Annotated in this window: 8 protein-coding genes and 1 tRNA gene; 2 read left to right on the forward strand and 7 right to left on the reverse strand. The window is 56.9% G+C overall.

Annotated features, from left to right (window positions below; all coding sequences use genetic code 11):
• Positions 1–24: 24 nt before the first annotated feature.
• The 4 genes from cydB to EA797_RS05495 all read right to left on the reverse strand — a co-directional run bounded on the left by cydB (position 25) and on the right by EA797_RS05495 (position 4,862).
• Complete coding sequence (gene cydB, locus EA797_RS05480; RefSeq protein WP_122164129.1) at positions 25–1,032, reverse strand: cytochrome d ubiquinol oxidase subunit II; 1,008 nt, start codon at positions 1,030–1,032, stop codon at positions 25–27.
• 2 nt (positions 1,033–1,034) lie between these two features.
• Positions 1,035–2,474, reverse strand: coding sequence for a cytochrome ubiquinol oxidase subunit I (locus EA797_RS05485; RefSeq protein ID WP_122164130.1), 1,440 nt, complete (start codon positions 2,472–2,474; stop codon positions 1,035–1,037).
• 293 nt (positions 2,475–2,767) lie between these two features.
• A complete protein-coding gene (locus EA797_RS05490) occupies positions 2,768–4,405 on the reverse strand; it encodes a methyl-accepting chemotaxis protein (protein WP_122164131.1) in 1,638 nt (545 codons plus the stop codon).
• Positions 4,406–4,785: 380 nt separating this feature from the next.
• Positions 4,786–4,862 (reverse strand) — tRNA-Asp (locus EA797_RS05495).
• Between the two features lie 346 nt (positions 4,863–5,208).
• On the opposite strand from EA797_RS05495, the gene EA797_RS05500 reads away from it, so the two are divergent.
• Together EA797_RS05500 and gspD are read left to right on the forward strand one after the other, a co-directional pair.
• Positions 5,209–5,844 (forward strand): type II secretion system protein N, encoded by a 636-nt coding sequence (locus tag EA797_RS05500; RefSeq protein WP_122164132.1) that lies wholly within the window; start codon positions 5,209–5,211, stop codon positions 5,842–5,844.
• Between the two features lie 3 nt (positions 5,845–5,847).
• Positions 5,848–8,118, forward strand: coding sequence for a type II secretion system secretin GspD (gspD, locus tag EA797_RS05505; protein ID WP_122164133.1), 2,271 nt, complete (start codon positions 5,848–5,850; stop codon positions 8,116–8,118).
• A 276-nt stretch (positions 8,119–8,394) separates the two neighbouring features.
• Here gspD and EA797_RS05510 read toward each other — a convergent pair whose 3' ends face one another.
• The 3 genes from EA797_RS05510 to EA797_RS05520 all read right to left on the reverse strand — a co-directional run bounded on the left by EA797_RS05510 (position 8,395) and on the right by EA797_RS05520 (position 11,752).
• Positions 8,395–9,606 (reverse strand): O-succinylhomoserine sulfhydrylase, encoded by a 1,212-nt coding sequence (locus EA797_RS05510; RefSeq protein WP_122164134.1) that lies wholly within the window; start codon positions 9,604–9,606, stop codon positions 8,395–8,397.
• A gap of 43 nt (positions 9,607–9,649) precedes the next feature.
• Complete coding sequence (purF, locus tag EA797_RS05515; RefSeq protein WP_122164135.1) at positions 9,650–11,155, reverse strand: amidophosphoribosyltransferase; 1,506 nt, start codon at positions 11,153–11,155, stop codon at positions 9,650–9,652.
• Positions 11,156–11,239: 84 nt separating this feature from the next.
• Positions 11,240–11,752, reverse strand: a complete 513-nt coding sequence (locus EA797_RS05520; protein WP_122164136.1) for a CvpA family protein — start codon at positions 11,750–11,752, stop codon at positions 11,240–11,242.
• Positions 11,753–11,841: the final 89 nt, after the last annotated feature.

Below are 11,841 nucleotides of genomic sequence, written 5' to 3' on the forward strand. Positions count from 1 at the left end.
AAAGGGCTCCATGGCGAAGACGGCTCAGTGGTAGCCATCTTCTGCGCTGACCTTGCCGCGAAAGACGTAATAGCTCCACGCGGTATACATCAGAATCAGTGGAATGATCAGCAGTGCCCCGACCAGAGTGAACCCCTGACTTTGAGGTGGCGCGGCCGCCTCCCAGATACTGACCGATGGTGGAATGATGTTTGGCCATAGACTGATGCCCAGGCCGCTGTAGCCAAGGAAGATCAGTGCCAGGGTAAAAAGGAACGGCGAGTAGTGAGCATAACGGGCGATCGACCGGAGCAAGCCAACAGTACATATGATGACCAGAATCGGTACCGGCATGAACAGGAACAGGTTTGGCGTGCTGAACCAGCGCTCGGCAATATCAGGGTGCGTCAACGGTGTCCAGATGCTTACGATGCCGGTCACCGCCAGCACTGCCCATACCAATGGGATGCCGATGTCGTGCATGCGCTTTTGCAGGTCCCCAGCGGTTTTCATGATCAGCCAGGTGCATCCCAGCAAGGCATAAGCGACGATCAGGGCGAGCCCGCAGAAGACCGAGAACGGCGTCAGCCAGTCCAGCGGTCCGCCGGCGTAAGCACGGTCAACGACCGGAAATCCGTGGATGAAGGCTCCCAGCGCCACGCCTTGGAAGAAGGTCGCGGCTAGCGAACCGCCGACGAAGGCTTTATCCCAGATGTGCTGACGCGCAACGCTGGCCTTGAAGCGGAACTCGAACGCTACGCCTCTGAAGATCAGCCCCATCAACATGAAGATGATGGGCAAGTACAAGGCAGACAGAATGACTGAATAGGCCAATGGGAAGGCGGCAAAAAGACCCGCCCCCCCCAGCACCAGCCAGGTTTCGTTGCCGTCCCAGATAGGCGCAACAGTATTCATCGCAACGTCGCGCTCGGACGTATCGGCCAGAAACGGGAAGAGAATGCCGATACCCAGGTCAAAGCCGTCCATTACGACGTACATCATGATGCCGAAGATGATGATGACGGCCCAGATCAGCGAAAGATCAACACCCATATTCAATTCCTCTCGCCCAGTTGATCGCCATGGTCATGGGGCATTGCCTCGTCGGCGGCCGAAAGCGGCCGCATGGGCGTACGTTTCTCACCAGGCCCGCCTGCACCCTTCTCATTACCCTCGTTAATCACGGGCCCCTTGGCTATCAACCGCAACACGTATACGAAGCCAATGCCAAACACCGCGAAGTAGATGAGTACGAACATCGCGAGCGTCAGCCCCAGCTGGCCAGCACCGTGATTCGAAACAGCGTCCGAGGTGCGCATCAGGCCGTAGATCACCCAAGGCTGACGGCCGATTTCAGTTGTGAACCAGCCTGCCAGAATCGCGATGATGCCCGAAGGCCCCATGACCAATGCCAGACTCAGGAACGGTCGCGAAGTGAAAAGATTGCCTCCACGCCTTAGCCAAAGGCTCCAGAGACCGGTAAAAATCATCAGGAATCCAAGCGCAACCATGATCCGGAACGTCCAGAACACGATGGTTGAATTGGGCCTGTCCTCAGGCGGGAAATCTTTCAGAGCCGGAATGGGCTCAGTCAGGCTGTGCTTGAGGATAAGACTTCCAAGGTAAGGGATCTCGATCTTGTAACGAGTTTCCTCACGCTCCATGTCAGGCCAGCCGAAAAGTATCAGCGGCGTAGGCTCACCCGAGGAGTTGTCCCAATGCCCTTCCATCGCGGCAATCTTTGCAGGCTGATGCTCCAGAGTATTCAGGCCGTGGAAGTCACCGACTACTGCTTGAAGCGGCGCCACTATCAGTGCCATCCACATCGCCATTGAAAGCATCTTTCGAACGGCAGGGTTGTCATTCCCACGGAGCAAATGCCAAGCAGCTGAAGCGCCGACCATGAATGCCGTCGCGAGGAAGGCAGCAATTGCCATGTGAGTCAGACGGTAAGGGAAAGATGGGTTGAACACGATGGCAAACCAATCGACCGGCACCACAATCCCATCAATGATCTCGTGGCCCTGTGGCGTATGCATCCAGCTGTTGGATGCAAGGATCCAGAACGTCGAAATCAAGGTTCCGACTGCCACCATCAAGGTCGAGAAAAAGTGCAATCCTGGACCAACACGGTTCCAACCAAACAACATGACGCCCAGAAAACCGGCCTCAAGGAAGAAGGCGGTTAGAACTTCGTACGCCAGCAGGGGGCCTGTCACGCTGCCCGCAAACTCGGAAAATGCGCTCCAGTTGGTACCGAACTGGTAGGCCATGACAATTCCGGAGACCACACCCATGCCGAAGTTGACCGCAAAGATCTTCAACCAGAAGTGATAGAGATCGCGATAAACCTGACGCTTGGTCTTTAGCCACAACCCTTCCAGCACAGCGAGAAAGCTCGCCAGGCCGATGGTGATCGCCGGAAAGATGATGTGAAAGGAAATGGTAAAAGCGAATTGGATCCGCGCAAGCTCGAGAGCTTCCAAACCGAACATTAACAACCCCTCGTCTGTTAGCGCCTGCACCTGGCTTGTCATTAAGTCACGCATTACTGACAGCAAGATAACCCAAGGGTGCAGCGGGCAGCCGCTACAGGATGACGCAGGCAGCTTTAACAAATCGCTTCGGCCAGGCAGCAAACCTTACAGATGGCAGGCAGAGTAGTTATTCAAGGTTGCACGACAGCCCAGCTCAACATCATGCGGTGCTTCGTTATGCGACCATCATTTTCAGCTACCGAGCCAGTCAAGCTTACTGCCTGCCGGGCTCGATGATGAAGACGGGTGTATCAGCTGCGAAAGTAACCGACTTTCCGGTTCAGCTCGTGAGCGAGCGCGGTTAGATCTCGGCTGGAGGCGGCGACCTGATTAGCGGCAGCGGAGCTCGTTACCGCTGAATCATGGATACGCGTCACGCTTTGATTGACCTCCTCTGCCACTGCGCTCTGCTCTTCGGAGGCCGTTGCGATCTGAGCATTCATTTCGTTGATTGAGCCAACCTCCTGCCGGATCATCGCCAAAGCGTTTTCAGCCTCCAGGGTTTGCTCAACGGTTTTCTGAGCCATTCGCTTGCTTGACTGCATGACATCAACCGCCCTGCCAGCGCCGGCTTGCAACGACGCGATCATTTCGCTGATCTCTCTGGAAGACTGCTGAGTACGATTGGCGAGTGAGCGCACCTCGTCGGCGACTACCGCGAATCCGCGCCCATGTTCTCCAGCGCGTGCCGCCTCGATAGCGGCATTCAACGCGAGCAGGTTGGTCTGTTCAGCGATAGCTGTAATGACCTGCAGGATCTTCTCGATATTGCCGCTTTCCTCAGAGACACGGCTCACAGTCTTGGTAGCTTGCTCAAGCACCCTGGCAAGTTCGTGGATCGAAATAGCCGTTGCACCCACTACGCGATTACCTGCTTCGACCTGCTCCTCAGCGCTCTTCGCTGCGGTAGCTGCACGAGCGGCAAAACTCGCGACTTCGCTGACTGTCGCTGCCATCTGATTGATAGCGGTCGCAACCTGCTCGGCTTCCGCAGACTGATGTTGGATCTGCTGATTGCTGTTGGCCGAGGAAGTGAGCAGCTCCCCCGAGGCAGTGCCCAGCCCATCCGCAGCGGTACGCACCTCAGTAATGATACCGGTCAAGCGGCTGGCCATCTTCGCGGTAGCCCCCATGACGCTGTCTGGGTAGTCGGTGGCAATGACCTGAGTCAGGTCGCCGTCAGCGAGGTTACCGATGACACGCGCTACCTCATCGGGCTCAGCTCCAAGGGTCGAACGCAGCTTGCGGATGATCAGCACCGCGATCAGGGCGCCCAAAAGAACGGCAGCGCCAGTAACCGCAATGATGAGCGTAAGAAATCCGCTCGCAGTATCACGCACGACCGCCACATCTTCGTTGATTCCACGCTCCTGATGGTCGATGAACGCATTGATCAGCCGCAGCCACTCGGTATAGGCCCCAGCGACATTTTCCAGAAGGAAGGCATGTGCCCGTTCCGAGCCTTGGGCGAAGCGCAGCTCGACCACTTGACGTGTCAGATCGTTGGTCTTCGTCTCAATGGCATCGATCTGCGCCATCAACCGCTGCTCCTCTGAGTCGGCAGAGGGCTGGGCAAGCATGGCCTTCATCAGTATTGCAGAGTCGGCATAAAGCTTCGCAAGACGTTCAATTTCCGCGACTTGGCTGCGGGCGAGCGTAACGTCGGCAGCACTCACGGCATCGCGTACTGCAATCGCACGGTCATGCACGCTGCCTCTGAAGTTAATCGCGTAACGCTGCTTCTGCCCCGCCTGAGTACTGATGCTGTTCATAGTCCGATCGATGACGTCGACCTTGAACGCACTGACCATTGCGACCACTACCATCATCGCCAGGATGACAAAGAAACCCAGACCTAAGCGCTTTGATACTGACATCTGATTGTTCATTGATCCTATCTCCGGAGCCTCGCTGCGACGCAGCCAGTGCAGTAGCGATTGCAGGACCAGATATGTCCGCCCGCCGCAACTTATACAGATAATGTCACAATGACATTATGTTGTACAAGTTTGCCGGGGGAATTCAGATAAACAGTCGAGAACAGGCCTACTCAACCCGCAGCGAATGCGAGAGACGCCGATACAGCATCGTCTCGATCAGTTTTTGTATAGGTTTATGAAAATCGACTGAGCGCAAACAAGCGCCATGATGTCGTGGGCCAAACGACCAGGAAGAGAAGCGGAGGGGTAATCAGGAAGTGCTGAAACGAAAAAAGCGGCCGTTGGCCGCTTTCTCGAAGCTCCTTCGAATTGAATCAAAGGAAAATGTGTGGCGCAGCGGACGGGACTCGAACCCGCGACCCCCGGCGTGACAGGCCGGTATTCTAACCGACTGAACTACCGCTGCGCGTCGGCCGGACTTTCGTCCGATTCGCAAGGCCTGCGATTTGCAGCAGCTAATTGTTTCCAGTTAGCTCGTCGCCTTGCGAGGCGCGAAATTTACGCATCCCCCTGAACCAAGTCAACAGGTCAACGACATTTTTGTGAAAAAAATAGCGGCCAGTTGAAATCAATGACAGGACCGGCAGTCCGCCGGGCACCTTTTGCCGCAAAAACAGTCATTTGCACTGGTATATTCAGGTGCTTCTTTGTCATGGTCCAGGTCTAAACTGCACAGGTCGCCTATTGTTCTCAAATGCCTTGCGCAACATGGCGATACGACCATCATAATTTGGCCACACGGAGTGCCTAGCTTGGCTTCCCCCGCAGCGTTGCAGAAAGTCCGCCAGCATGCGCCACTGATCCTCAGCGCAGCCATAGTTGTGCTTTTCGGCTTTTATCTTGCCGGGCAAATCGGCGCTTGGATGCAATTGACTCAACCTGCGCCTGCCGCATCTGCAGATAATGCCCAGCCGGCCGGCGTTGCGCCTGACTTGCAACGCATGGAGGGCCTCTTCGGCAGCCCAGCATCTTCCAGCCAAAACTATGCGGCGGGCGAATCAAGTTCTAACCTCACCCTACTAGGCAGCTTCGTCCATGCCGACCCGGCCAAATCGAAAGCAATTATCCAGGTGAGCGGCTCGCCTCCTCAGCTCTTTCAGATCGAACAGCAATTGGATACTGGCCTGCGCCTGCACAGCGTTCATCCTGATCGGGTAGAAATAGCGCGCGGCGGGCGCATCGAAACGTTGCATTTCCCCAGCGTGCGCTCCGCCTCGGCGATCCAGGACAACCTGCCGGACTACAGTGAATCTGCGGACATGGAATACTCAGACCCGCAAGCGGAGATGCTTCAGCAGCAGATGGAAGCGCTTCGCCAACAAATGGAAGGAACGACCGCCCCTTCCGACAACATGCCCTCCGATGAACAGCCCACGGAAGACGACTGACCGATGCTGCCTTTTTCCTCCCGCCCGCTCATTGTATTGATCGCAGCCGGTCTGCTTGCCGCTCCCCTGCCCGCCCTTGCGGCCGACCCTGGAATCGAGCCAAGTGGAACCCAGCAAGACGGCTGGACAATCAATCTCAAGGATGCCGACATCCGCGCATTTGTCGATCAGATCAGCCAGCTGACTGGACAAACTTTCATTGTCGACCCCCGGGTAAAGGGACAGGTCAGTGTAGTGTCCTCAACCACACTCTCACTCTCAGAGGTGTACCAACTGTTCCTGTCCGTCATGGCAACCCATGGCTACAGTGTCCTTACCCAAGGTGAAGTCGCGCGTATCGTGCCCAATGCCGAAGCGAAATCCGAGGCGGGTGGCGGGCCAACGGGTGGCGACCTTCTGGAAACTCGGGTGATTCAAGTTCAGCACACCAGCGCGACTGAACTGATCCCTTTGATACGTCCTCTGGTTCCACAATATGGGCATCTTGCGGCCGTAAGCTCTGCCAACGCACTGATCATCAGTGACCGTAGTGCGAACATTGCACGCATCGAGGATCTGGTACGCCAGCTCGATCGAGCCCAAACGGGCGATCACAGTGTCGTGAACCTGCAATATGGTTGGGCCGTAGACATCGCTGAAGTGTTACGCAATACCCTGGCGCGTGGCGAAGCACGCGATACGGCAGGTGCTCAGATCATCGCCGACTCACGTACCAATCGATTGATTTTCACCGGTCCGCAGCAAGCTCGTCAGAAGCTTGCCAATCTCGCCAAGACACTGGATACGCCAAGCACCCGCTCGGCCAATACACGGGTCATTCGGCTACGCCACAACGACGCCAAGTCCTTGGCAGAGACCCTGGGCGACATTTCCGAAGGCCTGGCTACGCCAGCCGATGGTGAGGCACAGAGTGGCCGACAGCAGAACATCCTGATCCGCGCTGACGAGAGCCTCAACGCTTTGGTGATGCTCGCTGAGCCCGAACTGATTGGCACCCTGGAGTCAATTGTTCGCCAGCTCGATGTTCCGCGCGCGCAAGTAATGGTTGAGGCAGCAATCGTCGAAGTATCGGGCGATATCACCGACGCGCTTGGCGTGCAGTGGGCGGTAGACGCTCGCGGCGGAACGGGTGGCGCGGGCGGTGTCAACTTTGGCAACGCGGGTATTTCCATCGGCAGCGTGCTCAACGCTATCAGCGAGAACACTATTCCATCCGAGCTACCGGATGGCGCGATCATCGGGGTCGGCACCCGCAGTTTTGGCGCGTTGATCACTGCCCTTTCGGCCAACAGCAAGAGCAACCTGCTTTCCACTCCAAGCCTGCTCACACTGGACAATCAGGAGGCGGAGATTCTGGTTGGACAAAACGTTCCGTTTCAAACCGGTAGCTATACGACCGATTCGTCCGGCGCCGGCAATCCATTCACTACCATCGAGCGGCAGGATATCGGCGTAACGCTGAAAGTAGTGCCGCACATAAATGACGGCGCCACTTTGCGCCTGGAGATCGAGCAGGAAATTTCCTCGATCGCGCCTTCAGCGAGCCTCTCGGCACAGGCCGTAGACCTGGTCACCAACAAGCGCTCTATCAAAAGTACGATCCTCGCCGAGGATGGCCAGGTGATCGTATTGGGCGGGCTTATTCAGGACGACGTTACTCGCACCGACTCCAAAGTGCCGTTGCTCGGGGACATTCCCGTGCTCGGCGCGCTGTTCCGCTCCACACGGGAAAGCCATGTAAAACGCAACCTGATGGTCTTCCTCCGGCCGACAGTCATTCGAGACCGCGCTGGTCTGGCAGCGCTGTCTGGCAAGAAATATAGCGATATCCGAGTTATCGAAACCGAGTCCGATAGCCCGAGTATTCTGCCTGCAACGCCAGAACGCTTGTTCGATGGCCAGGGCCAGCCGGCACCCGCCATTGACCTTCGTTCCAACGAACCGGCTCAGCGCCGGGAAGTACCAAGCGCTCCGGCAACGCAACGGGCGCCGCAGACATTCACCCCAAGTACGCAGCCTGTTGAGCAAGCACCGGCGCGTTCGGGCTGGGCTGTGCAAGTCGCCAGCTTTCAGAACCGGGCCAGCGCCACAGCGCTTCAGCAGAAATTGGGGGATGAAGGCTTCGACGCCTATCTGAGAGTGACAGGCAGTACGCATCGGGTCTTCGTTGGCCCCGTTGGCGCCAGACAAGAAGCCAATCGCTTACGCGAGCAATTGTCCCAGGAGCAACGTCTGGACGGTTTCGTCGTGAACTTCGATGGTGCGGGCGGCTAGGCCCGCCGAGCCGCCTGTTCTCTTCACAGGAAATGGAGAGCTGAGCTCTCCTGTATCGCCTGATTACCATGGCTGCGAGGGTTCTATGGTTCTCTCCATCCCTGGTGAATAAATAACATCAGGTCTGGTTCGATTCAGCAGCCATTATTGATTGCGGCCTTAGAAATCCGATGCGTCGGATATTCAGCGCCCGTAAGCAACAATGCCCGTATCTAACGATACAGGCATTGTGTCTGTCAGCTTCAGGCGGCGGCTGGATTTATAAGCTGAACAACCTCACAACACAGCCAACCCTCGAGCAAGATCGGCTTTGAGGTCCTCTACATCTTCTAGACCGACCGCTACGCGAACCAGGCTATCCTGGATTCCAGCGGTTGCACGGTCTTCCGGCGAAAGCCGACCGTGCGTAGTCGATCCAGGATGAGTAATGGTGGTCTTGCTGTCGCCTAGATTGGCCGTTATGGAAATCAAGCGAGTGGCATCGATGAAGCGCCACGCGGCCTCTTTTCCGCCCGCCACTTCGAAACTCAACACTGCACCGAACCCTTTCTGCTGACGTTTTGCCAATTCATGCTGTGGATGGCTGGTCAGACCGGCGTAATAGACTTTCTCCACGCCTGACTGCTGCTCAAGCCAATCAGCCAATATTTGCGCACTGGCGCAATGTGCCTGCATACGTAGCCGCAAGGTCTCCAAACCCTTGAGAAATACCCAGGCGTTGAACGGGCTCAACGTAGGGCCCGCGGTGCGGAGAAAGCCCACAACCTCCTTCATTTGCTCGGATCTACCGGCAACTACACCGCCCAAACAGCGCCCTTGACCGTCGATGTATTTGGTCGCCGAATGAATGACGATGTCGGCTCCAAGTGCAAGCGGCTGCTGCAATGCCGGTGTGCAGAAACAATTGTCCACCGCCAGCATGGCGCCCTTCGCATGGCACAGATCAGCCAATGCAGCGATATCAACCAGCTCCGCCAATGGGTTCGACGGAGACTCGACGAAAACCAGCTTGGTATTGGCCTTGAACGCTGGCTCCCATACGCTCACCTCCGTGAGCGGAACGTAATCAACCTCGAGGCCGAAGCGCTTCAAGTACTTTTCAAACAATGAAACGGTTGCGCCAAAAACGCTGCGTGACACCAGCACATGGTCACCTGCACTGCACAGGCTCATCACCATCGCCAAAATGGCGGCCATCCCTGAGGCAGTCGCGACAGCCTGCTCAGCACCTTCCATTGCAGCAATGCGCTCTTCGAAAGCACGCACGGTGGGGTTGGTATACCGCGAATACACGTTGCCCGGCACTTCGCCGGCAAACCGTGCTGCGGCGTCAGCTGCACTGCGGAAGACGTAGCTGGAGGTAAAGAACAGCGGCTCCCCATGCTCACCTTCGGGCGAGCGATGCTGGCCGGCACGAACAGCCAGCGTATCCATGCCTACGCCAGACAAATCACTATCCAGCCGCCCAGCGTCCCAGTCAGTTGTCATAATCACTCCACCGTGAGGCGAGACGGCCACGCCGCCCGGTTGATCAGTTGTTGTACAGATCGATGATTGCACTACCCGCCACGCCTTTGGTTTTGCTCAGGTCGTTGCGCGCTTGCTCGATCTTGTGCAGATAAACATCATCGATATCGCCCGTCACGTATTTACCATCAAATACGGCGCAGTCGAAACTCTCTATCTTGACCTTGCCGCCGCCGACCGCTTCGATCAGGTCGGGCAGATCCTGATAGACCAGCCAGTCGGCGCCGATCAGCTCGGCCACCTGCTCGGTGCTGCGATTGTGGGCGATGAGTTCGTGTGCGCTTGGCATGTCGATGCCGTACACGTTCGGGTAGCGAACCGCAGGTGCTGCGGAGCAGAAGTACACATTCTTCGCACCAGCTTCACGTGCCATTTGGATGATCTGCTTGCAGGTCGTGCCGCGAACGATGGAATCGTCGACCAGCATGACGTTCTTGCCCCGGAACTCCAGATCAATGGCATTGAGCTTCTGCCGCACCGATTTTTTGCGGGCAGCCTGCCCTGGCATGATGAATGTCCGCCCGATGTAGCGGTTCTTGACGAAGCCTTCCCGAAACTTCACACCCAGACGGTTTGCCAGCTCCAGCGCAGCTGTGCGACTCGTGTCAGGAATGGGAATGACCACGTCAATGTCATGATCTGGCCGCTCACGAAGAATCTTGTCAGCAAGCTTCTCACCCATACGCAAGCGAGCCTTGTAGACCGAAACGCCATCCATCAAGGAGTCCGACCGCGCCAGGTAGACGTGCTCGAAGATGCAAGGTGCATAGTGGGGATTCTGGGCACACTGACGAGTGTGCAGCTTGCCGTCCGCTGTAATGTAGACCGCCTCACCAGGCGCCAGATCTCGGATCAGCGAGAAGCCCAGAACGTCCAGGGCGACGCTCTCGGAGGCGATCATGTACTCCACACCTTGATCGGTATGCCGTTGTCCGAACACGATCGGACGGATCGCATGAGGATCCCGAAATCCGACGATTCCATAGCCAGTCACCATCGCAACCACCGCATAGCCGCCTACGCAGCGCTCGTGGACCTTGGTTACTGCAGCAAAGACGTCCTCCTCGGTCGGCTGCAGCTTGCCCCTGACGGCCAGCTCGTGGGCGAACACATTGAGGAGCACCTCAGAATCGGAATTGGTGTTCACATGACGCAGGTCCGACTCGTAGATCTCCTTGGTCAGCTGATCGACATTGGTAAGGTTGCCGTTGTGTGCCAGCGTAATGCCATAGGGCGAATTCACGTAGAACGGCTGCGCCTCGGCGGAGCTCGAACTGCCTGCGGTGGGGTAGCGAACATGGCCGATGCCCATATTGCCAACCAAGCGCTGCATGTGACGTTGCTGGAAGACGTCCCGAACCAGCCCGTTGTCCTTGCGCAGGAACAGCTTACCGCTATCACTGGTCACGATTCCGGCTGCGTCCTGCCCACGGTGTTGCAATACGGTGAGCGCGTCATACAACGCCTGATTGACGTTCGACTTACCGACAATGCCGACAATGCCACACATGCAAGGAACCTCTCAGTTGTTACAGGCTGATCCGGAGACTACGCAGACTGTCGCCTGACATCCCCGTTTTAGAGTTTGCTCGCCTCAGCTTGATGTGCCGAGCGAGCCGACCACCCACTGGTTTCCGAACCCGAGAATCAGATTCTTCGACCAATCGGCAACCAACAGAAAATGCGGAAGCAATGCGGACTCTCGCCACCAGGGGTCCTGCTGAACTGGAGCCAGACTGAGCAAGCCAACCAGGACCACAATCAACAGCCCGCCACGAGCCGCACCAAATACCATCCCTAGAAAGCGATCAGTGCCGGAAAGGCCGGTCACCCGAACCAACTCCCCGATGAGGAAGTTGATCAACGCCCCGACCAGCAAGGTCACGACGAAAAGAATCACGCATGCCGCGATGACTTGAAAGGAAGGTGTGCTGATGAATTCAGCTAGATAATGAGACAGAGCGCCGCCAAACATCCATGCGACGACGCCCGCGACGATCCACGTCAGCAGAGAAAGTGCTTCTTTGACGAAGCCGCGTCTCAAGCTGATCAGGCTGGAAATGACTACAACGGCGATAAACGCCCAATCGACCCAAGTGAACGTCACAGGGTGTCCTGCAGATGAGAAAGGCGGCGCATTTTAGCAGAGCGCCTGCCACGGAGTAAGCACTGCGAGCGTACTCCAGCCGGAAGTCG

The organism is Stutzerimonas zhaodongensis, assembly GCF_003696365.1.
Taxonomy (GTDB): domain Bacteria; phylum Pseudomonadota; class Gammaproteobacteria; order Pseudomonadales; family Pseudomonadaceae; genus Stutzerimonas; species Stutzerimonas zhaodongensis.

What these genes read in the sequence shown, in the direction of transcription:
- cydB (WP_122164129.1), bottom strand. Translation starts at nt 1,032, where the DNA reads ATGGGTGTTGATCTTTCGCTGATCTGGGCCGTCATCATCATCTTCGGC.
- EA797_RS05485 (WP_122164130.1), bottom strand. Translation starts at nt 2,474, where the DNA reads ATGTTCGGTTTGGAAGCTCTCGAGCTTGCGCGGATCCAATTCGCTTTT.
- EA797_RS05490 (WP_122164131.1), bottom strand. Translation starts at nt 4,405, where the DNA reads ATGAACAATCAGATGTCAGTATCAAAGCGCTTAGGTCTGGGTTTCTTT.
- gspD (WP_122164133.1), top strand. Translation starts at nt 5,848, where the DNA reads ATGCTGCCTTTTTCCTCCCGCCCGCTCATTGTATTGATCGCAGCCGGT.
- EA797_RS05510 (WP_122164134.1), bottom strand. Translation starts at nt 9,606, where the DNA reads ATGACAACTGACTGGGACGCTGGGCGGCTGGATAGTGATTTGTCTGGC.
- purF (WP_122164135.1), bottom strand. Translation starts at nt 11,155, where the DNA reads ATGTGTGGCATTGTCGGCATTGTCGGTAAGTCGAACGTCAATCAGGCG.